Source organism: Candidatus Harpocratesius sp., assembly GCF_054039255.1.
The window spans coordinates 1-23,377 of sequence record NZ_JBPLBG010000067.1; the positions used below are offsets into that span (position 1 = coordinate 1).

At 29.1% G+C, this 23,377-nt stretch carries 23 protein-coding genes; 18 read left to right on the forward strand and 5 right to left on the reverse strand.

The genetic code is table 11. The features are described from left to right. Nucleotides 1-299: 299 nt before the first annotated feature. Nucleotides 300-1,154, reverse strand: coding sequence for a hypothetical protein (locus ACXLDF_RS14615; protein WP_457559284.1), 855 nt, complete (start codon nucleotides 1,152-1,154; stop codon nucleotides 300-302). 160 nt (nucleotides 1,155-1,314) lie between these two features. Beyond that, complete coding sequence (locus tag ACXLDF_RS14620) at nucleotides 1,315-1,698, reverse strand: hypothetical protein (protein WP_457559285.1); 384 nt, start codon at nucleotides 1,696-1,698, stop codon at nucleotides 1,315-1,317. 109 nt (nucleotides 1,699-1,807) lie between these two features. Between ACXLDF_RS14620 and ACXLDF_RS14625 the strand changes: the two genes are divergently transcribed. Beyond that, entirely contained in the window at nucleotides 1,808-2,380 is a 573-nt protein-coding gene (locus tag ACXLDF_RS14625; RefSeq protein WP_457559286.1) for an FtsX-like permease family protein, read from the forward strand. A gap of 22 nt (nucleotides 2,381-2,402) precedes the next feature. Beyond that, nucleotides 2,403-3,083 (forward strand): ABC transporter ATP-binding protein, encoded by a 681-nt coding sequence (locus ACXLDF_RS14630; RefSeq protein ID WP_457559287.1) that lies wholly within the window; start codon nucleotides 2,403-2,405, stop codon nucleotides 3,081-3,083. A 334-nt stretch (nucleotides 3,084-3,417) separates the two neighbouring features. On the opposite strand, the gene ACXLDF_RS14635 is transcribed toward ACXLDF_RS14630, so the two are convergent. Next, complete coding sequence (locus ACXLDF_RS14635; protein WP_457559288.1) at nucleotides 3,418-3,951, reverse strand: GtrA family protein; 534 nt, start codon at nucleotides 3,949-3,951, stop codon at nucleotides 3,418-3,420. Between the two features lie 90 nt (nucleotides 3,952-4,041). Between ACXLDF_RS14635 and ACXLDF_RS14640 the strand changes: the two genes are divergently transcribed. Continuing rightward, a complete protein-coding gene (locus ACXLDF_RS14640; protein WP_457559289.1) occupies nucleotides 4,042-4,686 on the forward strand; it encodes an EMC3/TMCO1 family protein in 645 nt (214 codons plus the stop codon). A 57-nt stretch (nucleotides 4,687-4,743) separates the two neighbouring features. On the opposite strand, the gene ACXLDF_RS14645 is transcribed toward ACXLDF_RS14640, so the two are convergent. Then, nucleotides 4,744-5,808 carry a radical SAM protein gene (locus ACXLDF_RS14645; RefSeq protein WP_457559290.1) on the reverse strand — a complete coding sequence of 355 codons (1,065 nt, stop codon included), beginning with the start codon at nucleotides 5,806-5,808 and terminating at the stop codon, nucleotides 4,744-4,746. 159 nt (nucleotides 5,809-5,967) lie between these two features. Here ACXLDF_RS14645 and ACXLDF_RS14650 point away from each other — a divergent pair, with 159 nt between their 5' ends. The 10 genes from ACXLDF_RS14650 to ACXLDF_RS14695 all read left to right on the forward strand — a co-directional run bounded on the left by ACXLDF_RS14650 (nucleotide 5,968) and on the right by ACXLDF_RS14695 (nucleotide 15,132). Next, nucleotides 5,968-6,510 (forward strand): acyltransferase, encoded by a 543-nt coding sequence (locus ACXLDF_RS14650; RefSeq protein WP_457559291.1) that lies wholly within the window; start codon nucleotides 5,968-5,970, stop codon nucleotides 6,508-6,510. Nucleotides 6,511-6,546: 36 nt separating this feature from the next. Continuing rightward, on the forward strand, nucleotides 6,547-7,977 hold the full coding sequence (locus tag ACXLDF_RS14655) for a polysialyltransferase family glycosyltransferase (protein ID WP_457559292.1): 1,431 nt from the start codon (nucleotides 6,547-6,549) through the stop codon (nucleotides 7,975-7,977). Between the two features lie 16 nt (nucleotides 7,978-7,993). Then, nucleotides 7,994-8,962 (forward strand): glycosyltransferase family 2 protein, encoded by a 969-nt coding sequence (locus ACXLDF_RS14660; protein ID WP_457559293.1) that lies wholly within the window; start codon nucleotides 7,994-7,996, stop codon nucleotides 8,960-8,962. A gap of 79 nt (nucleotides 8,963-9,041) precedes the next feature. Then, the gene (gene rffA / locus ACXLDF_RS14665) at nucleotides 9,042-10,190 is read left to right on the forward strand and encodes a dTDP-4-amino-4,6-dideoxygalactose transaminase (protein ID WP_457559294.1); all 1,149 of its coding nucleotides are present in this window, start codon (nucleotides 9,042-9,044) and stop codon (nucleotides 10,188-10,190) included. A gap of 2 nt (nucleotides 10,191-10,192) precedes the next feature. Beyond that, nucleotides 10,193-10,618, forward strand: coding sequence for a hypothetical protein (locus ACXLDF_RS14670; protein WP_457559295.1), 426 nt, complete (start codon nucleotides 10,193-10,195; stop codon nucleotides 10,616-10,618). After that, complete coding sequence (locus ACXLDF_RS14675) at nucleotides 10,615-10,947, forward strand: EamA family transporter (protein WP_457559296.1); 333 nt, start codon at nucleotides 10,615-10,617, stop codon at nucleotides 10,945-10,947. The genes ACXLDF_RS14670 and ACXLDF_RS14675 overlap by 4 nt, the downstream gene beginning before the upstream one ends. A 33-nt stretch (nucleotides 10,948-10,980) precedes the next feature. Beyond that, nucleotides 10,981-12,135: an ATP-grasp domain-containing protein gene (locus ACXLDF_RS14680; RefSeq protein ID WP_457559297.1), complete on the forward strand. Its 1,155-nt coding sequence runs from the start codon at nucleotides 10,981-10,983 to the stop codon at nucleotides 12,133-12,135. Between the two features lie 140 nt (nucleotides 12,136-12,275). Continuing rightward, a complete protein-coding gene (locus ACXLDF_RS14685) occupies nucleotides 12,276-13,139 on the forward strand; it encodes a sulfotransferase family protein (RefSeq protein WP_457559298.1) in 864 nt (287 codons plus the stop codon). Nucleotides 13,140-13,219: 80 nt separating this feature from the next. Further along, on the forward strand, nucleotides 13,220-14,164 hold the full coding sequence (locus ACXLDF_RS14690) for a glycosyltransferase family 2 protein (RefSeq protein WP_457559299.1): 945 nt from the start codon (nucleotides 13,220-13,222) through the stop codon (nucleotides 14,162-14,164). A gap of 2 nt (nucleotides 14,165-14,166) precedes the next feature. Further along, the gene (locus ACXLDF_RS14695; RefSeq protein ID WP_457559300.1) at nucleotides 14,167-15,132 is read left to right on the forward strand and encodes a hypothetical protein; all 966 of its coding nucleotides are present in this window, start codon (nucleotides 14,167-14,169) and stop codon (nucleotides 15,130-15,132) included. A 1-nt stretch (nucleotide 15,133) separates the two neighbouring features. Here the strand turns inward: ACXLDF_RS14695 and ACXLDF_RS14700 are convergent, their stop codons facing one another. Further along, the gene (locus ACXLDF_RS14700) at nucleotides 15,134-16,276 is read right to left on the reverse strand and encodes a sulfotransferase (RefSeq protein ID WP_457559301.1); all 1,143 of its coding nucleotides are present in this window, start codon (nucleotides 16,274-16,276) and stop codon (nucleotides 15,134-15,136) included. A 157-nt stretch (nucleotides 16,277-16,433) separates the two neighbouring features. Here ACXLDF_RS14700 and ACXLDF_RS14705 point away from each other — a divergent pair, with 157 nt between their 5' ends. From ACXLDF_RS14705 to ACXLDF_RS14725, 5 genes are all read left to right on the forward strand, one after another. After that, nucleotides 16,434-17,261: a sulfotransferase domain-containing protein gene (locus tag ACXLDF_RS14705; protein ID WP_457559311.1), complete on the forward strand. Its 828-nt coding sequence runs from the start codon at nucleotides 16,434-16,436 to the stop codon at nucleotides 17,259-17,261. Nucleotides 17,262-17,676: 415 nt separating this feature from the next. Beyond that, nucleotides 17,677-19,512: a DUF6044 family protein gene (locus tag ACXLDF_RS14710; protein WP_457559302.1), complete on the forward strand. Its 1,836-nt coding sequence runs from the start codon at nucleotides 17,677-17,679 to the stop codon at nucleotides 19,510-19,512. Nucleotides 19,513-19,572: 60 nt separating this feature from the next. Then, nucleotides 19,573-21,069: a lipopolysaccharide biosynthesis protein gene (locus ACXLDF_RS14715; RefSeq protein ID WP_457559303.1), complete on the forward strand. Its 1,497-nt coding sequence runs from the start codon at nucleotides 19,573-19,575 to the stop codon at nucleotides 21,067-21,069. A gap of 123 nt (nucleotides 21,070-21,192) precedes the next feature. Further along, entirely contained in the window at nucleotides 21,193-22,062 is an 870-nt protein-coding gene (locus ACXLDF_RS14720; protein ID WP_457559304.1) for an N-acetylneuraminate synthase family protein, read from the forward strand. 85 nt (nucleotides 22,063-22,147) lie between these two features. Then, a complete protein-coding gene (locus ACXLDF_RS14725; RefSeq protein WP_457559305.1) occupies nucleotides 22,148-23,362 on the forward strand; it encodes an HAD-IIIA family hydrolase in 1,215 nt (404 codons plus the stop codon). Nucleotides 23,363-23,377 lie beyond the last annotated feature (15 nt).

Consider the following 23,377-nt stretch of genomic DNA (forward strand, 5'->3'; position numbering starts at 1 on the left):
CAAAGTTTCTGTGTACCATGTACCAAAAATCATTGGGTGAATGAAGAGGACTCCAAAAATTGCAATTCCCCTAACTATATCGACAGAAAGAAGACGTTCATATTTTTTTTTCTCAGACTTTTGAATATTGAAGGCATTAGACGGTTTTTCCATTAAAAATAGTTTTCTTTCTTTTCTATTAAAAGGTTCTGAAAAAGTATAAATCGAATAGGTGGAAATAAGTTTGAGTAAAATATTAATCGATTTTTTATGAAAAATTGTAAAAAATTTGCTTATTTTAATTAATATTCTGAAATTGTCTATCTATTCTCTTGTTTCAGTTTTTCTTTTAATTCTTTAACTAATTTTTCTGCATATTCTGCTCTTTCCTTCTCTTTGTCTGCTCTTTCTTTTTCTTTATCTGCTCTTTCTTTTTCTTTGTCTGCTCTTTGCTTCTCTTTGTCTGCTCTTTCTTTCTCTATTTCTTTTTCCATTAGGTATTTTTGAGTCGAATTCGGTCTTAAAAATATGATTTTAAAAATATCTTTATCTTTATCATATTTTTCCTGAATTCTTTCAAGTGCAACATCAAAAGGTAGATCATTTTCCAGATGATACTTTGCTTTAGGATTAATTAATGCTCCTTTATCATACATTATTTCAGTTATATCAGAAGATTCGTATTTTCCTTTATTATTCAAATGATAAACTCTTAAGAATGGAGGTGGGTAGAATTGAGGTGAAACTTCATATGCAAAAAACACAATATAATACTTTATTCCAAGATTTTCACAAATAACTGCATTTTCAAGTAAATCTTTTCTCCAAGTGCTTTTTGATAAAACATTAATAACAATGTCAGGAACCTTATTGTTATATTTCTCAGCATGATATGATGATAATTGATTATCAATTTTTAAATTTAGAAAAAATGATATATCAAATTGAATATTTATAGGTTCTCCATTATAGTAGAAATAATGATGAAGATCCCAGATTGCACGATGCTCAGGAAAATTAGTCTTTAAAATATCATGAATATAAGAAATATTTTCTGAATGAGGTTCACTTTCTCGTCTCCCCAACCTAGGAACAGAAATTATAGATTCTTTCTTTTCATTTGAAGTATGTCGAGTGCTGATAAATTTTACTTCTTTTGATATATTATCATGCATAAATTTCACTATATTATTTGCATATCTCTCCTTATTTATACTTAACTACCTTGAAAATTTATTATGAAATTAGTGTGAATAAGTATTTGATAATTGAATGATTAATAAAATGCTAGTTAACAAAATAATTTAAAAAAGGGATAAAAAAGTAAAATCTGCTTTATTCTATTAAACGGCGAGTAAAACTTTGAACATTGAATAAAGCATCACGAGGTCCTTTTGAGGGATCAATATATGTTATTAAAGCCCAACCTTCATGCATAGCAATTATGATGTGTCCTTTATGAGCAACATTTGTCGCAATAATCCGTTCTGGTGTAAATTCCACAATCATATAAGTTACCTTCATTATTTGAATTCTTCCAGGATTCTTACCTTCATCTTTATTTGCTTCTTCTATTGCTTGTATAATTGAATCAATATCTTGCTGTAAATCCCAGTTTTCTGTTTGGAAAACTAATTCTTTATTTTTATTTATTACTGCTCCACCAAAAACAGCTGGTTCAGTATCCATCAATTCAAAAATAAGTTTTTCATAATCCATATGATCTTCTTCGTCTTTAATCCTTAAGAATATAGATCATTAATTAACACAAAATTATATATGATTGTAAATGATATTTCAATAAGAATAAATAACGGTGTATTAAATTATGGGATTACGACTAATAGGAAAATCTATAAAAATGGCAATGCGGAGCCGTCGTCGATTTATTGTCTTTACTTTAATGTATACAGTACTTATGGCATGGATGGCTTCTAATTTTGAATCATTTATTTATGGCGATCCCGCTTCTCGAACAAATCAAGAAACTTTAATGCTAGCCATATCAATTGTTTCTACGCTTATTCTTTCCATTTTATATGCTTGGATTGTAATTAATTATCGAAAACGGGAAATTGCAACATTAAAATGCATTGGGTATACTAATGCAAATATTCGTACAATAATTATTGGTGAGTTAATGTGGGTTACTTTTATTTCATTCATTTTTGTTGCAGAAGTATTAATACATACCACTGCATCACTTACATATTTTTACTCACAACCTTCTAATTTTCCAGGATTTGAAGATTATAGTATAAAAACTCGCCCGTTACTTAGTATTTGGCCGATTGTGATTACATTAGCAATGTTTATTGTAGCTCAAATTATGGGTATTTTAGTCATGTATTCAAAAATATTAAAATTACGACCAATCGTCGCATTAAGGATCTTAAAATAATTAAAATAAGGAGGATAATTAAATGCCAGAAATTATGATTAAATTGGAAAATATTCAAAAAGAGTTTCGATTACGGGGAAATATTATTCGGGCTTTAGCAGATATAAACTTAACTATAAACGCCGGTGAATTTACTATCATTATGGGTCCAACAGGATGTGGAAAAACAACATTACTAAACGTTATGAGTGGTCTCGATCTCCCCGATGACGGAACAGTAATTGTAGATGGAGAAAAAATCGAACGAGCCACAGAAGAAAGATTAAGTAATATTCGAAGAAGAAAGATAGGTTTTGTATTTCAAGATTTTAATCTCATCGAAAATCTAACCGCTATTGAGAATATTGAAGCTGTTTTATGGCCGGGCGTATTAAGATCCAAAGAAATTGAAGATCGTGCTATTTCTGCTCTTAGAAAAGTTGATTTGCTTGATCGTAAAGATAATCTTCCAAAGGAATTATCTGGTGGAGAAAAACAAAGAGTTGCTATTGCTCGAGCTATTATTCACAAACCACGGATTTTATTTGCCGATGAACCTACAGGAAACTTGGATAATGAAGCAGCTCGCCAGATTATGGAATTACTAAAACAATTGAATAAAGAAATGGGCACTACGATGTGTATAGTTACCCATGATAAGGGATTGGTCAAATACGGTACAAGACTAATCGAAATGGAACATGGAAAGATCGTTAAATCTTAAAAACCTAGAAAAAATTAAGATTATGTAATTAAATGTATTTGTAGGAATAATATCCATTTTTTTAAAAGAGATTTTTGATTTCTTTTAGTCTTTTTATATTTTTTGTTTTTCAATAATTTTCCTTTACAAATCTTTAAGATTTATTTATAAAACTAGTATTTTTGGCTATTCGAAATCATTTTCAATCTTTTTCTATTCATTTTCTGTTTTTATTTTCTCTTTTTAATATTATAATACTCGAATTTCGCATTTCTTGTCTATTTTATTGTTCTTATTGGATTTTTCCTTCTTATTATTTTTGTCATTCTTACTTTTTTTATCCTTCTTATCCCTTTTATCCTTCGTTGCTATGTTCTCTTTCTTTAAAACTAAATTTCTTATCTAATATGAATTTAGTGCTATATCCACATGTTAATGCAATGATTATTCGGAAATCAAGACTTATACTTGTCCAAATTCCTAATAAAAATTGAATTAAGAGATTTTCAAGAGTAGTTATAATTGCAAAAAGAAAATAGAGAGTAAATTGTTTTCCTGTTTCTTTGAGAGGATTTGATCTTTGCTGAAATACGAAGAATTTGTCTAAGAAGAATTTAATAATATATGTAATACCCACTGCTAAGATGGATCCGACAATTTCAGGCATGTTATATAGATCTGTTGAGATATAAAATGTATAAAAGAAGGGAATTGTTGATAATTTAGGTTGCAACCAAGGAAAAATTACTTTGAGATGAAAATTTTGAATTCCTATATTTAACATAACCATTAAGACCGCAAAAAAAAAATATAAGACTAATTGGAACCAACCATTTTTACCTAATTCTTTAATTATATGTTTTTCTGTTGATTCCTCTTGGTTGTTCATATAACGATACAATACGCGATTTAATATAAAGCTGGTATTCTTTTATCAAATAAAAAAAGAAAATTAAAATCATCTGCATAATTGACATCTATGATAGTAATGACAATTGCACCTCCGGAAGTTGTTTGGCAAATTGTGGGTATTTCATTGTTGATGGTTGCGTTTTCGCAATGGTTTTCACGCAGATATGCTGTCTCTGCAGAATCTCAAATGCAAACTCAAATGCTGGTACAAGATTTACAAGATCAATTAAGAATCGCTCAATCTGAGAATAATCCTCAATTAATCGCTCAAATAAATGCTGATATGATGAAATTAGTAAGTGAAATGTCTAAAAAGCAGTTCTTACCAATGATGATAAGATCTGTTGTATTCTTTGCCATGTGGGGATTAATGCGGTTATTATATGGTGGATATGATGAATATCTTTCCTTTAATTTTATTTTTGGCCGAACTCTCTTTTCTCTTTATTTACTTGTTTCTTTTGCCGCTGCATTAGTAATTATGATTATCAAGATGATTTATAAAAAGTTAAACCCTGATAAAGTTAAAAAAGAAGAAATCGTTGTTGACAAATTACGCGCGCTACAATCAAATATTATATATACTAATCCAAATGATAGAAGTATTAACTATAATGACCAGTCTCTTGAACCATTTGATTCTTCGTATAAATCATCTGTCAATGACGATTTTGAATATAAAAAAAATAAAGGTTGGAAAGATCGATTATAATTGTTTCTGTGTGATACTTTTTTTTGATTTTAGACATTACATAAAATTACATATACTCTAAAAAAGATTGCCGTTGATGAATGCCCGAATATATTTCTCGTATAAAGTCGCCCAACGAGTAGGTATTGAAGTGGCAATGGCACAACCCAAACGACATCCTTTGCAAAACGGAAATCCATCCTTTATATCCATGATCTGTTTTGCTTCATATGAATGATAAACATCATATAATGATTGCTTTTTTACATTAATGCGCAAGATAGGATGAATTTTACAAGGAAATACCACTTCACCTTTATAATTTATTACCAAAAAGGCTCTGGCTGAAACACAGTGAAGCATATTCTGATATCCAAATCCACCTGCTTCAATAATATCGGCAGTAATTGTGTCTGTTAGGATATTTGGGTATTTTTTTACCAATCTTCGGATTTCTTGCGCATATTTATGTAAATCAGGAATAAATGATGTGATATTTTCCACAACATGCGGAGTATCTTGCTCTCTAATTATATTTTCGCATGGTAGCATTTCAATCATTGCACCCAGTTTTTTTGCTAATCGACTCATTTCTTCCATATATTGAAGGTTTTCTTTGGTAACAACCATTGATATAATCACAGTTTTTCGTTCAAGTACTGCTGCTCGAATACCTTTAATTGCTTGCTTAAAAATATGAATTCCCCGATAAAGATCGTGCTTTTCGGGAAAAGGCCAATCCAAAGAAACCATAATCAGCTCCACGTCTTTAAATTTACTGTTTTTTATCCATTTATACAAAGATAAACCATTCGTAGCTACAGTGGGCATCATTCCTCTGCGTTTTACATATGAAATGAGTTCTGGCAGATCTGATCGAAGAGTTGGCTCCCCTCCCGTAAAATTGACAACTTGAACTCCTAACTCATGCAAATCATTAATTATCTTTTTGACTTCATCCGTTTTCATCTCTTCTTGCAATTCTTTTTGAAAATCAGGATGCCAAATAGAGCAAAATACACATTGAGCATTACACTTTAAGGTAAGTTCAATCTGGGCGTTTAAAGGCTTATATATATGATTGAAGGAAAAATTATTGAGTGTAAAATTCTTCGCAAATCGGAAATAGTTCAAACGTGTCATGTAGAAGATACTCCAAAATAGCATTCAGATTGATTACTCATCTATTGAAAAAAATAGGATTTTATTTTATATCAAATTACTCATTTATATTCACAACATTACAAATTGGAATATAATCGTAAAGAGAAAAATTTTATTCTACCTTGTTTACAACTACTTATGATAAAGGGAATTGGATTTATTTTCTCAATTGTGAAATTCTTTGTGATCAAACCATTTCTGTGGATTTTCCAAAAAAAAAATAATCTTATTATTAAAGTCCGAGCTCAGTCAGTTGGTAAAAACCTTCATGTTCATCGAAGATCATATGTCACAAAAAAAACAATTTTAGGAAATAATGTGAATTTTAACGGGATGAAAATAATTGGTTCTGGAACTGTGAAGATAGGCAATAATTTTCACTCTGGAGAAGACATTCTCATTATTTCAGAGACACACAATTATGATTCTGGAAGTGCAATTCCTTATGATTCGACTTATATTCCAAAAACAATCGAAATTGAAGATAATGTATGGCTGGGTTCACGTGTAATTGTTGCAGGGAATGTGAAAATTGGGGAAGGTGCAATAATCCAGGCTGGTAGTGTGGTTGTCTCAGATATTCCAAAATATGCAATAGCAGGTGGTCATCCTGCTAAGGTCTTTAAAATGCGAGATATTAAACATTATGAGCAATTAAAATTAGAGAAGAAATTTCATTAAGCAAAGTGGATTTATTAAGCATATAAAGGAATTAAAATGAAAACAAATTACTCAATTTTAAGATCACGATTAGTTAAATTAGAACAAGATTTAGATCTATTTAACCTTGAAATTAATGGTGTGAAATTATGGCAATATCTTCGTTATTCAACTTTTATTAAAATTGGGCTAAAATTGGGCATTGATGAAGAAAGCCATCATACTGAAACACGAAAAATTCGTTATCTAAAAGTTCTTTTACGGGATTTCAAAAATATTTTTACCAAAAAAAGTGCACTTTTTCAGCGAAAAAAGAAGGTAGAACTTCTTGTTTTTAATCATCCTCGAAGAAAACTGATCGATGGTGAGTATTGGGCAATCTATACGGATTTTCTTATAGATAATTCCAATTTTAATTATCAGATTATTGAAGTTCCTTCATTTACTCATGGATGGAAGATTCCAAAGAATAAATCAACTCGATATTTAGATTATTGGGTATTTGCTTTAAGATTTTTGCAAGCGAAACTCAATCCTTTTATATTAACAAAAATTGACCGTCAAAAGCTCCAAAATATTAATGCACTTTTTAAAAAAGAATTTGGAGTAGATTTAAATATTTCTAAGGAAATGGTTAAAATACTTTGTAAACGCAAAGCTTACCGCTTTATATTTAAGCAAATATTATCAAAACTGCATCCTAAAGCTGTAATTGAAGTGGTGGGTTATACTATTCAAAATATGGTACTAAATGAATTATGTAAAGAAAAAAATATACCTACTATTGAATTTCAGCATGGTATAATTAATTCTTATCAATTAGCATATAATTTTCCAAAAAACATAGAAATTAATATATTTCCTTCCTATTTTCTTTCATTTGGAAAATTTTGGATTGAAGCGACAAGTCTACCTATTCCCGACTCTCATATCTTTTCAGTAGGTTTTCCATATTTTGAATCACAATTTAAAAAATTTCCATTTAATAATAAAAAACCTGAAAAAATTCTTTTCATTTCGCAAGGATCTATTGGAAAAGAATTAAGCTCTCTTGCTGTTGAATTTTCTCATTTGACCTCCAAAAAAGTAATTTTCAAACTACATCCTGGTGAATATTTAAAATGGAAAAAAGAGCCATATTTTTCATCAAATGAAAATATTGAAGTTATTGACAATGACAAAATTCCCTTATATCAATTATTCTGTGAAAGTTTTGCGGTTGTTGGCGTTTATTCTACGGCTGTTTATGAAGCGCTTATGTTTAAGAATTATATTTTCATTTATGATTTACCTTCTCATGTAAAATTGGGTGATTTAATCAATAAAGGATATGCTGAACTTGTTAAAAGTGCACAAGATTTACATGAAAGGGTTGAAATTCTATCAAATAAACCATTCCCACATCAAATTGACTTAAACAAATTTTTCAGAAGTAATTCTTTAGAGAATCAAATAATGGCAATTAAAAAAATTCTTTCTAATTATTAATCCAAGAGTAATCAAAATGCGTGAAAATGATTTGATTTCAGTAATAATCCCTGTGTATAATAGAGAAAAAACAATTAATCGAGCAATAAATTCAGTTTTACATCAAACATATCAAAATTTCGAAATAATTGTAGTAGATGATTGTTCTTCTGATCAGAGTGTTAAAATTGTTAAATCATTTATACAAAATGATTTTCGTATTCAGTTGTTAATCAATAATATAAATCAAGGTCCAAATTATACCCGAAACCGTGGAATTAAGCAAGCTCAAGGAAAATACATTATTTTACTTGATTCTGATGATGATTGGGAACCTGAAACCTTGGAATTGCTTTATAAAAAAATAATTAAAACTCCTCCCAAAGTGGGGCTAGTTTACCCAGGTATGAATCTTATTCAACCCAGTTTTAGTCGGAAAATTTATCCCAAATATCGCGGTCGTGTTTTTAAGAAATTAATGACTCAAGGGGTAATTGGTGTTTATCCTTTAATAAAACGCGAAGTTTTTGAAAAAACGGGTCTTTTTGATGAAAGTGAAATTTTACGTAAAGGAGGGCATCAAGATTATGAAATGTGGATTCGAATTGCATTATATTATGAATTTGAGTATGTTAATCGACCATTGCTTAATCATTATTTTCATCAAGCGAGTATTACATATGAGAGTCTAATAAAAAAACCATATACTAAAATTAAAGCCTATCTCTATATTTGGCGAAAATATAAAAATTATATCTCTGACGATGCTGATGTATATGTATTTTATTGTTTTAAAATTTTTGAATTATTATGCTTGGCTCATAATCAAAAAACGGCAAAAAAAATTATTTTTATGGCATATAAAACAAATCCTTTTAAAATACGCTCTTATTATCATTTAATATCATATTTACATGATTTTTATTCTCCAATTAAATTTTTTGAAAGAATTCATGAAATAATTAAATTATTTAAAGAATTATACGAACGAATAATAATCAGATAAATTATAAATTTTTTTTTAATCGAAACTCTTTAAAGAAAAATCAGATTAATGCAAACATTATCGATTAAAATGGATTACAATGGTTAAAATTAACTTTAATAAGCCATATTTCACCGGAAAAGAATTTAACTATATGAAAGAAGCTATTGATAATTCTCATATAAGTGGGGATGGAATCTTTTGTAAAAGGGTGAAAAACTTTATTGAATCCAAATTTAATGCTATTCAAGCATTATTTGTTACTTCATGTACTGCAGCTTTAGATATGAGTGCAATTTTACTTGATCTTAAGCCCGGAGATGAAGTTATCATGCCTTCTTATACATTTGTATCAACCGCAAATGCTGTTGTTTTAAGAGGTGCTAGAATTCGATTTGCTGATATTGATCCTCATACTCTTAATATTGACCCTGAAGACATTAAAAGAAAAATTACATCTCGCACAAAAGCTATTTATCCAGTTCACTATGCAGGAATTTCATGCAAAATGGATGAAATTTTAAAAATCGCCCAAAAAAATAATTTAAAAGTGGTCGAAGATGCTGCCCAAGGGGTCAACGCAAAATATAAAGACCGCTATTTAGGAACTCTTGGAGATATTGGATGTTATAGTTTTCATGAGACGAAAAATTATCAATGTGGTGAAGGTGGGGCAATTTTAATCAATAATCCTGAATATTTCGAAAGAGCAGAGATTATCCGGGAAAAAGGTACCAATCGGAGCAAATTTTTCCGAGGACAAGTGGATAAATATACTTGGGTTGATCTTGGTTCAAGTTACATTGGGTCTGATTTACTGGCTGCGTATTTATGGGCTCAATTCGAAGAATTAGATGTGATTCTTGAAAAAAGAAAACAAATATATGATTTCTATAATCAATCTTTAAAGGATTTGGAAGAAAATGGTATTCTTCAACTACCCACTATTCCTGAATACTGTTCACCAAATTATCACATATTTTATATCATCTGTAAATCTGGAGATTTACGGGACTTTCTTCTTCGAGAATTGAAAAAAAAAGGTATTGGAGCTGTCTTTCACTATATACCTCTTCATACTTCTCCAATGGGTCAAAAATTTGGCTTTAGTGAAGAAGATCTTCCCATTACAGATGATATCTCAAAACGTCTTATTCGTCTTCCCTTACATCTATATCTTACGCACGCTGATTTATCGAGAATCACTGAAACAATTCATGATTTAATTTCCAAATATAATGGTTTGTGATTATGGAAAAACAAAACGAATTGGTTGAAGATGCAACCATAGGATTTGAAACAGAAAAAGAAACGGAAAAAAAGAAACATGCTATCCGAATTTTTTTGAAATATCTCGAATTACATTTAATCTTTCTATTTTATTCAGTGATAAGTTTATTAGCAAAATTCTCTGCCCAATTTAATTTTCTCTCATTAGAATTTGTCCTTTTATACGGTTTGATCGTTTTCTTACTTGCTGTATATGCTTTTTTCTGGCAAATAATACTCAAAAAACATAGTTTGATGACTGCTTTTTCTCATAAAGGAATGGTTCTCTTCTGGACCATGCTATGGGCCTATATAGTTTTCAAAGAATCGATCAGTTGGTTAAATCTTTTGGGTTGTTTGATAATTTTCATTGGTATTCAATTTATTGCTCGGGGAGAAATTAAATGAACTATTTTTGGCTTCTTTTATTATCAGTTTTCATTGCTTCATTTTCTCAAGTTTTATTAAAATTTAGTTCAAAGAAGAAATATTCATCAAAAATTAGAGAATATTTAAATATTCATGTAATTAGTGCCTATGGGCTCTTTTTTTTAAGTACATTTTTATCTATTTGGGCGTATCGATATCTTGATTTAAAATACGCCCCAATGGTTCAAGCTTTTGGGTATATCTTTATCCTCCTTTATAGTAAATTTATCTTTAAAGAAAAAATAAATCGATACAAATTAATTGGTTTAGTATTAATTGTTTTAGGTATCACTATATTCAATTTATGATATTTCCCTAGATAATTAAAGGAATGGTGAAAAATGGTAAAAAAAATCATCATTATTGGTGCAAATGAATTCCAAGATCAATTGGTAGTAAAAGCGAAAAATATGGATTTTGAGACTCATGTCTTTGCATGGGAACAAGGAGCAATCGCACGTGAACATGCAGATTATTTTTATCCTATTAGTATTCGAGAAAAGGAAAGAATATTAAAATATGCCCTTAAAATTAAACCTCAAGCAGTTATATCTGTTGGTTCAGATTTAGCTGTTCCAACGGTAAATTATATTGCACATCACTTAAATTTGATAGGAAATAGTCTTCATTCTTCAATAGTTTCTACAAATAAATATGAAATGCGTAGAACATTGTCTAAATTTAATTTGCCATGTCCTAAATTTGAGATTCGCGAATTTTCAAATTCTAATTTTCCAGACAACTTTGAACTTCCTTTCATGATTAAACCATTAGATCGATCTGGTGGTCGAGGAGTAAAACGAATCAATAATCTTAATGATTTTCAAAATGGGATTCTTGAAATTAAAGAGGTTTCATTTTCAAATCAATATCTTATAGAAGAATATTTTGAGGGGGTTCAATACAGCGTAGAAATGATCTCTTTTGAAGGAAATCACTATTTTCTTGCAATTACTGAAGAATTTTATACAAAAGGGCCTTATTTTATCGAAAGACAACAATTAACTCCAGGGAGAATTTCATCAGAAAATTTAAAAAAAGTAATCTCTGTTGTTAAAAAGTCACTAGATGCCTTAGAAATTAGATATGGTGCGTCTCATTCAGAGATTCGAGTTAATAATAAAGGAGAAATAAAAATAATTGAAATTGCAGGTAGAATGGGAGGTGATTTCAGATCTGATTTGGTAGAATTGACAACGGGAGTCGATTTTATCAAACAAATAATCAATACTGCAAATAATATTCCACCTCAAATTCATATTAAGAATAATAATATTGCTGGTCTATTTAGATGGGTCTTAAATAAAAGAGATGTTGCTATAATCAGAAATATTGAAAAAGAATATTCATCCAATATTATCAGAATTGGTCCTATAGCAAAAATTGATAAAGACATTGTTAGAAATATGGCAGAAAGATACGGATATATTTTTATTAAAGGCGAAACTCAAGAAGAATGTCTTAATATTATTAAAAAGTGTAAAGAAGGGTTATGATCTTTATGGAACAAAAATAAAAGCAATTATTCTTTAACAAGGGATGTGATTACTCTTTTTTTAATTGGAGATTTTTCGTATATGAAGTTATACAAATAATAAAAATAAATCATAATATATTTAATTCAGATATTTTGTTATTGAGGTGGGAAGAAATTTTACCTAATTTTCTTATCGTTGGTGCAATGAAATCGGGAACAAGCACTTTAGCGTTCCAACTCGGGCAACATCCAGACATATTTATGGCGGATCGCGAACTTCATTTTTTTGACGATGAAGTATCATATTCAAAGGGAATAAAATTCTATGAACATGAATTTAGAAATTGGCAAAATGAAAAAAAAATCGGTGAAAAAACACCAGCATATTGCCTTAAATTGGAATATGCAAAAAGAATCGCCACTCATCTTCCATCTGTTAAGTTGATTTGGATTTTTCGAAACCCTGTTGAAAGAACTTATTCTGAATATTGGCACGCTTTTAGAAAAGGTGCTGAAACTCAAAATTTTAAAGATTCTATATTGGATAAGAATGGAGAAATTTTAAATCCTGAAAAATGTCGATATATAGAAAGAAGTTTATATTATAAACACGTAGAATTCTTTTTGAAATATCTCTCAAAAGAAAATATGTATTTTACCACATTTGAAAAATTTATTTCATCTCCAATTCAAATCACTCAAGAAATTTTCAAATTTCTTGGAGTTAATCCAAATTTTCAAATCGATCCTTCTGTTAAAAAGAATGTTACGGTAATTCCAAAAAGTGTAAAAATACAGAAAATTTTCGACAAATTAGGAAATTTTGGGAAAAAAATAGTTAAATCTGATGGCATTATTGCCGATTTTTACCGAAAAATTGTAAAAATAAATCAAAAAAATGATTTTAAATATCCCTTGATGAGTTTAGATATTAAATCAAAGCTCCAAAAATATTATCTTGAATATAATAAAAAATTGATCCAATTGACTGGATTAGAAATAGATGAATGGAATATACAATAATTCTTAGTTTTTTTAAAAGGTAAAACTCTAGAAGAATGTCTTAAAATTATAAATAAATATAAAGAAGGTTTATGATCTTCATGGAAAAAAAACAATCATTCAACTGCATATATTCTCTTGTTATTCCAGTTTATAATTCAGAAAAGAGTATAGAAGAGTTATATGAGCAGATTTTATCTGTCTTTGAACAAATAACACCACAATTTGAAATAATAATGGTGGATGATGCCAGTAAAGATAATGTTTGGCAAAAGATGGTGCATCTTCACGAAAAAGATAAACGGGTCAAAATTATTCAACTAATGCGCAATTATGGTAAACATAATGCATTACTCTGTGGGTTTAATCACGCTTCCGGGGAATATATTATTACATTGGATGACGATTTGCAAAATCCGCCTTCAGAAATTCCAAAATTGATCAAAAAAATGGAAGAAACAAATGCGGATGTTGTTACTGGTACCCGAATGCAGAAACATGAACCTTTTTTTAAGAAAATTGCTAGCGACTATCTCGATAGATTAATTACAATTATCTTCAAAAAACCAAGAGATTTACATTTTGGTGCTATGGATTTGATAAAACGAAAGATCATTGACGAAATCATCAAAGAAAAAACCCCAAATCCATTGTTAATTGCTTTAATTTTAAAAAATACAAAGAACGTCGTTGGAGTTGAAATTGAACACAAAAAACGAAAATATGGGAAATCAAACTATAATCTCTTTAAACATTTATCTATTTTTTATGATTTAATTATCAATCATTCTACTATTCCCTTAAAATTAATTAGTATGATGGGAATTTTCTATATTGTATTTGGATTTACTGGATTAATCTATATTTTTATTAATTCTTTATTAGGAAAATATACAGTTGCTGGATGGGCATCAACTATAATGCTTCTTTTATTGATTGCAGGCTCACTTCAATTTTCTCTTGGAACTTTAGGCATCTACATTTCTAGAATCCTCAATGAAGTCAGTTATTATGAACAATTTAAAATAAATCAGAAAATGGTATAGATATGATAATATTATACGAACCACGGGCTTCAACAATTCTTTATAACACATTGAAATCAAATAATTTTGATGGCAAATTTTTAATACCTGCTAATATATGTCCAATTGTTCCATTGACATTGCTAAAAGCAGGCCAATCTTTTGAATTTGTTGATATATCTCTACAAGATTATTTAATTGATCAAGAAGCTGTCCTGTCTCGAGTAGAAAAAAACCCTTCTGATTATTCTGGGATAATTGTGGTTAGAACCTATGGGTATCTAAGTGATCTTAACTATTTTTTTTGGAAATTAAAACGATTAAAGGCAGATCTCTTTATAGTCGATGATTCTTGTTTAGCTATTCCTGATTTTTCAATTTCAAGCCATAATCATGCAGATTTAATCCTATATAGCACAGGTTATGCAAAATACGCAGATATTGGAACAGGAGGTTTTGGTTATCTTAAAGAAAATTATGAATATTCAAGACAAATCTTAGAATTTTCTGAATCAGCTTTGCAGGAAATAACTAATCAATATAAATCAAGAATTGAGAGAAATGAAATCTTTGAGTATTCTGAATCTCTTTGGTTGGAAACGGCTTCTCCCTCTATTTCTTTTGAAGAATATAAGGAAAAAGTAAAAAATCATTGCGAGTCGGTGAAGCTGCATAAAAAGAAAATTAATCTTATTTATACTTCAAGAATTCCCAGTGAATATCAGCTAAAAAAGGATTATCAGAATTGGCGATTTAACATTTTAGTTCCTGATAAAGAAAAATTAATTCATTTAATTTTCCAAGCGGGACTTTTTGCAAGTTCACATTATGCTTCGATTTCCCATATTTTTGGAAAACGACATTCTCCAAATTCTAAAAAATTACATAGTCAAATTGTAAACTTATTTAATGATTTTTATTTTACAGAAAAACAAGCAGAGAAAATTAGTGAAATCGTAGTAAATTACCTTCATTCTAAAAATAGGTAAATTAATCATGTCGTGTACTTAATTTCTTATATTTTTTATAAAGATCTGGAAAAATTAAATATTCTCGCAATATTTTGTTATCAAATATACCCCCTTCCAAAATTTCAAGTCTTTTAATTTCACTTTCAATATTTATAATCGAACTAGAATAATTATGATCAAATTCTTTTCTTATTAATTTATAAGGTTCTTTAAATGATCGAAGAAAATCTCTATCTATTTTATCCACATAATCGCATTGATAACCTAAAGCATTCATTTCGGGGAAACACAGAGCTTCAATATATTTTATAACCTCTGTAGGGAGAATCGATTTATATATATTTAAAGATGCAGTGGATAAAAATTCGCTACCGCTAAATGATGAATTGCTTTTCCATATTTTGCCCTTTTGATCATGAATTCCATTCTTAAAAACTTTAGGATCAAACTTTTTAATATCTAAGAACGATGTAATTTTTCCCAGTTCTTCATAGGGATTCATTATTAGATTTTCGTATTTTATCAAAAGAAAGTTTGGATTTGAATCAAGATGTAAGGCAAATGCTACACTTTTTCTCCAATTTCGTATATTGACTAAAAGGGGGCGCTTCTCTCCTGTATATTCTTTTCCTTTTCCGTAGTTAATTGAAGAGATAATTGCTCTTGGATCTCGAATAATTATGATGCATTTAAAATCTTTTGAAACCAAATAGGGTATAAATTCTTCACAATGAACCTCTTTGGATCCAAAGATACTGGTATTTTCTCTGTGCGCCATTTGTTTTTGTAATTCTTGAAAAACGGATAAGAAGGAGAGATTTTTTAAATTACTTATTAAGGAATGATAGTTTTCTAAATGCGTATACTGACCTGAATAGCTTTCCATTTTCTTAAAGATATCTAATAAGTGCGCTTTACGGAAAATGAAATTATCTAAAAACACATTCAAATCTTCAATCTGATATTTATTTTCTTGAAAATAATGATTAAGAAAGAAATAATTCTCATTATAATTGATTGATTGATAGAATTTTTTTTTCGTTTCTACAAAAAGAAAGGGGAAAGGTTGGGATAAAACTGAAATCTCACTGTGATTACATAATAATTTATCGAGTAAGGTTGTCCCAGATCGCGCCATACCTGTTATAAACATAAACTGCATAATTAATACAGCATTAACCGTTTATTAGTTTAAAATTTTCTTGTTTCTTAAATGTTGATTTTTGTTAGTTAGTATTAGTAAAAAATTTTAACTCTATTATGCTTTACCAAAAATATTAAGATTTTCGAGGTGTAATGAAATTTTACCTAATTTTCTTATAGTAGGTGCCATGAAATCTGGAACAAGTACATTAGCTTTTCAATTAGGGCAACATCCTGAGATATTCGTTGCTGATCATGAAGTACACTTTTTTGATAATGAATTGAATTATTCAAAAGGTATTAAATACTATGAAAAGGAATTCGCTGATTGGAATAATGAAAAAGCAATTGGAGAAAAGACGCCGGCATATTGTCTTAAATCAGAATATGCAGCCAGAATTGCATCGGTCATCCCCAAAGTAAAATTAATTTGGATTTTTCGAAATCCTACTGAGCGAACATATTCTGAATATTGGCACGTGGTTAGGAAAGGAACTGAAAAACGAACATTTGAAGAATTGATATTTGATAATGATAAATCAATATTAGAGCCTAAAAAATCTCGTTATATCGAAAGAAGTATGTATTACAGGCATGTGCAAAATTTTTTGGAATTTTTCCCAAAAAAAAATATGTATTTCACTACATTTGAAAAATATACCAACAATCCACAACAAATTGTAAGTGAAATCTTCGATTTTCTCAAAGTTGATTTAGATTTTATAATCGATCCATCAATTAAAAAAAATGAAACAATTCTCCCAAAAAATAGAAGCATTCAATTTATACTTGATAAACTAAGAAATATTGGGAAAAAATACGTGAATTCTGATGGTTATATTGCTAATTTTTATAGAAAAACTGTAAAATTAAATCAAAAGAAAATAAATGGCTATCCTAAGATGAATAGTATAACAAAAAAAAAACTGGATGACTATTTTGTTGAAAAAAACCAATTGCTTATGTCTTTAACTGGATTAAATTTCTCTGAATGGGAAATATAAAGATGAAAAATTCATTTGTTAATTTTTCTCATATTTTTCATCATTCAGTATAGAAATTAATTGTCTAATGATTAGCCTACTTATTTTTCTAAGGTATGATACCAAAAAGCATTATCGCTTCACAGTGTTATCGTGAAGCTTCCGAGACATAGTGAATGTTCTAACGTTTACTGTGTCGGTGTACTTAACCATCAAACAGGAAAGCGATAGTAAAAGATTCACTATAAGATAGTGTGAGGTGCTTGGCAATTTTTCGGCAAATAGGATAATTTACTCAACCAAAATTCGCTAACTGATAATCTGTTAAATAATGAAAAAAATAGTTAAATTCATTTTTCGATCTATAATCCTTTAAAGTTTTTTTCCCCTTTAATAGCTATCTTGAAATTTAATCAGATTATTGGAGCTAATTTTCATGGATCAAACGGGAAAATACAATCTTCAAGTTAATAATTCGCCAAGTAAAATGCAGAAAAAGGAAAAAATTATACTTTTTCTGGGGTGTTTTATCGTTTTACTTTATTTACTTCCATTTATAATTAATTATGAACATTCTTATATAATCATTCATGATAACTGGGATTCTAATTATATAATCATAAAAATCTTAGTTGAAAGCGGGAAAATATTTTCCAGTAATGAAATAATCATAGAAAATGCCTTGAATGGATTACCCCGTTTAAGTTATCCTTCCAGTTGGAGAATTTTGGTTCTGTTAGAGTACATCTTCCCTGTTTATTTGGCATATTTGATTAATCAAATAATTATCCACTATACCGCCTATTTCGGAATGTTTTTTTTATTGAGAAAATATTTTTTAGAGAAATCTTCAGTCTTTATTTCTGTAGGAGTGGCCACTACTTTTGCCCTTCTTCCATTTTGGGCACCTGGATCTCTTTCAGTTGCCGGTCAACCTTTAGCTTTATTATGCTTCTTAAATGTTAAAAATGGGGAATCTAAATGGCAAGACTGGCTCTTTATTGCAATTATTCCCTTTTTTACTATTTTTGCACTTGCATTTGTCTTCTTTTTAACGTTTATGTTTTTTTTTTTGCTTTTTGACTGGTTACATACGCGGAAATTTAATAAAAATTTTCTTTATGCAATTATACTAATGGTCATAATTTATATTAGTATAGAATACCGACTAATTCAATCAATGTTTTTTTCCTCGAACTATCAATCACAAAGAACAAGTTTTCATAATACCGATACATCGTTTATTGAAAGTATAGAAAAATCACTTTCAATTTTTATTTTTGGACATTATCATGCACCAAGTTTTCAATATATTTCAATTGGTATAAGTTCAGTAGTTGCTTTTGCATTAATTTTAAAAAATTTTTACATTCAGTACAAGAAACATCAAAGCTTTTTTAAATTGGAGAAAACTGAGTCGATAATTATTTATGGATTAATAATTATCGGATTTTTCTCTTTTTTTTACGGATTTTGGAGTTTTTCCTTGATAAATTTAATAAAATCGAAAATAACCATATTAAGAGAATTTAATTTTACCAGATTTTTCTTTCTATTTCCTACGATTTGGTATATCGTTTTTTCTCAAAATATCCTTTTGATTTTTCATGAACTAAATCAGAAAAAGGAGAAATTAAAGTTAAATAAAAAAATAAATGTTTTTAATAAAAATATTAAAGAAATTTCAACAGTTATAATTTCAACATTAATATTGATTCAAATTTTGTTTTTATTCTCACAAAATATTGGATATAATCATTCTGTTTTAGATGGTTCTCTTCACCCCCCACAAAGATTTGATGAATTTTTCGCTCAATCTCAATTTCAAAGGATTCATGAAGAAATTGGGCTCGATTTTGAGGAATATCGAGTGGGCTGCATTGGTTTTCATCCTTCAATTGCCCAATTTAATGGTTTTTACACTATAGATGGTTACTTTCCCAATTATCCACTTGAATATAAAAATAAATTCCAGTATCTGATTCAAAATGAGTTAAATAAGAATATTATACTTCAAAATTATTATAATGGTGGAGCCTCACGATGCTATATCATGGTAGATGAATTAGGAAAAGATTTTATGTGGACAAAAGAACGTGCAGGTGTAATTAATAACTTGGAACTAAATGTTACAGCCTTATATGATCTTAATTGTAATTATATTTTATCATCGGTTGAAATTAAGAACAATAATCAAAATAACCTTCAATTCATCTCACTTTTCAGTGACAATAATTCCATTTGGGATATATATTTGTACCGAGTAATTTAGTTTTTTTTTTTCTTCATTTGTATGAGAAAAATTTAATCTTCATACCAAATTTTATTATTGATGATTGGTAGAAAAAGTCTTTTTGTATTAATCTCCCGAACAACCACCCGGTTATTACAAAGTTTTCTATTTCTTATTGCTGTTAATTATTTTTTACCTGATGAATTTGGTTATCAAAAAATCGCAATTTCTCTAATGGGTTTTTTTGTTTTTTTTTCCGCCTTAGGATTGGAAAAACCCTATATAAAAGTTTTAGCAGAAAAAGAAAAATCAGAGCGGAACGATGTATTCACAACATTTTTCATTACAAAAATGGGACTTACAATTATTTCTTCAGGAATTACCATTATTCTCTTCTTTTGGCAAGTTAAAAGTGATTTGATACCAAGTGACAGAGAACTTACAAGGATTTTTTTTATCTTATTTATTAAATTTTTTATCTATTCAATTAATATGGTTTACAATCTTAGTTTTCGGGCAGAATTAAATGTCGTTAAAACAGAAATTCCTAACCTGGTAGGTGGGATTTTAGGTATAGCTTTTTCCTTGGCTTCGGTATTTTTATTTCATGATTTTCTTTTATTTCTCGCAGGACAAACTTTAACAGAGTTAATTAAATTTGGAATGTTTTTATTCATGAAAAATGACTTTGTTTTCACTCGTTTTAAACCAGTATTATTCAAACGACTTTTCTTACTTAATTTTATTTTTTTACTCCCAATTGGGGTGAATACTCTTAAGACGAACTTAGGCCCATTCTTTTTCTTGCAGTATTTCGATAATGAGTTGCTAGGTGTATATTCAGTAATTGCAAATTTATTTCTATTATTGCGAGAATTACAAAAAACCTTAGGATTCTTATTAATCCCAAATTTTACAAAACTCATAAAACAGGAAGATTTCAACAGGATTAACCGACAAATAAATCGATTTGAAAAATATTTACTAGTGTTAAATGGGAGTATTATCATTGGAGGGATTCTATTGGCAGAAAATTTTTTAACTATTTTTTTAGGAGATATATACTTTGAGAAAGGTCTGATTTTTTTCTATGGATCTTTGTTGTATTTATTCAATTTTCCAATGATGGGCGCCTATACTCATCTACTCATTGCTGCAGAAAAAATGAAAACCTACACAATTTATACGTTAAGTTTATTTTTATCTTCGCTGTTTTGTTGGATATTCTTGATTAAAGACCTTAACATTATTGCGCTTGATTTAGGAAATTGGGTCGCAGGAATGGTAGGAACCATAATTATTCGATTTTACACACAAAAGCAACTTTATGTTGGAAAAATGGAGAAACCACAAGTTAAAAATCTTATAATACTCATAATATTTATTTTTGTATCATTTCTGTCGACCAAATTTTCCCATTCACTTTTGGTTTCAATAATATTAACATCCATATTAATAATCTTATATATATTTGTTCTTTTTGCTTTTCATATCTTAGGGAAAGAAGATATAAGATACATTATCGATGTTGTTTTTCCAAAAAATATCGCAAATTCCTTGAAAAATGATATATTTAAAGATTTTTTAATTGATTGAAAACGGATGTATTGAATCATTAAAAACCTTAAATTCAGGTAGTAGTTAATTGGAACACAGAATTTCCGTATTTTTTTTCTTGTTAAACATTAATTATTTATTACATCCAAAATTAAAAATTATATGAAATATCCTAAGGTAATTGCTGAGATCGGTTGTAATCATAAAGGAGATCCCGAAATTGCAAAAGAGATGATTAAAGTAGCTAAAATCTTTGGAAATGCGGATGTTGTAAAGTTTCAGAAACGAAATCCGAAAGAATTGCTCAGTGAAGAAGAATATAACGCACCACATCCTGTTCCTTATAACAGTTATGGAGAAACCTATGGGCTTCATCGTGAATTTTTAGAATTTGATATTGAAACCCATGAAATGCTGAAAAAATATGCGGAAAAAATAGAGATAAAATACTCTTGTTCCGTTTGGGATATGACTTCAACAAAAGAAATTATATCCTTGGAACCAGAAATGATTAAAATACCCTCTGCCACCAATCTTAACTTTGAAATTTTGGATTATGTCTGTAAAAATTATCCAGGGGAGATTCACCTTTCTTTAGGTATGACGACTCAAGAAGAAATCGAAGAAATCATTCAATTTTTTGAAAAACGGAATCGAAATCAAGATTTAGTTATATATCATTGTTCTTCCGGTTATCCTGTTCCATTTGAAAAGGTATATTTACTTGAAATACCAAAACTTTTGGAAAAATACGGTCCTAGGGTGAAATCAGTTGGATTTTCCGGTCATCATTTGGGAATCGCTGCAGATGTGGCCGCTTATGCTTTAGGGGCGGAATGGTTTGAACGTCATTTTACATTGGATCGAACATGGAAAGGAACAGATCATGCTGCAAGTTTAGAACCAGGAGGTTTACGAAAATTAGTACGGGATTTACAGGCAATCCATAAATGTTTTCAAAATAAACCATCAGTATTAGATGAAATGGAGATAGAACAGCGAAAAAAGCTTAAAAAAATTAAAAGAATATAAATAATGCATGATTTTATATAACTATTTTTTACTTCTTAAACATCTAATTGAACTTTTTTGATTTGATAAATAATAGGGTGATTAAATGAATGAGGAAAAAATTCCTAAGGTTGTAGCGTTCATTCCCGTGCGTGGTAATAGTAAGTCAATCCCACTAAAAAATATTAAGAATATAGCAGGTAAACCATTAGTTTTTTGGAGTATTGAAGCTGCTTTATCAGCAAACATAATATCCGATATTTTTATATCTACTGATAGTTCAACCATTAAGGAAACCATTGAAAATCAATTTGATAACAATAATAAAGTTCATGTAATTGGGCGATCAAAAGAAAGTGCAACTGATACCTCTTCAAGTGAGATTGTATTACTAGAATTCTGCCAAGTTTATTCATTTGATTACGTTTTTTTTATTCAGGCAACGTCTCCTTTAATTTCAAGTTCAGATATAGATAATGCTTTTCATAAACTTTTAGAAACTCGTTGTGATTCGTTACTTTCGGTTGTTAGACAGAAAAGATTTATTTGGGAAGAAGATGGAAATGGAAATATCCATCCGAGTAATTACGATTATGAAAATCGCCCACGAAGACAAGATTTCAACGGTTTTTTGGTTGAGAATGGAGCTTTTTATCTGTCTTCGCGGCAGAATATATTAAAAAGCAATTGTCGTATTAGTGGAAAGATAACCTTTTTTGAAATGCGAGAAGAAACTTATTATGAAATCGATGAACTATCTGATTGGTTAATTGTAGAACAACTGCTAAAACGAAAAATTCAGAAAGAAAAAAAGAATTCTTTACCAGATTCTATTCTAAAAATAAAATATCTCATTCTCGATGTGGATGGCACTCTTACTGATGGTGGGATGTATTATACCGAATCAGGTGAATTTATCAAAAAATTTAACACCAGAGACGCCCATGGTCTTGAGTTAGTAAGAAGAGAAGGTATCACTCCTGTGTTAATGACCTCAGAAAATAGCAGTATTGTAACAAGCCGAGCCAAAAAAATGAAGATTGATAAGGTGTATCTTGGCTGTAAGAATAAGTTGGAAACTTTGAATTCTTTCTGTAAAGAAAATAAAGTTTCTATGGAAAATATTGCATTTATTGGCGATGATGTGAATGATTTAGCAGCAATTAAAAAGGTCGGATTTTCAGCATGCCCTCTGGATGCAGAAGAGCAGATAAAAGAAAATGTTGATTATATCTCGGCAAAAAAAGGGGGAAATGGAGCAGTAAGAGATATCTGTAATCATATTTTGATAACAATTAAAAATACAAACAGTTTATTTTAACTTTCAAATAGCGTC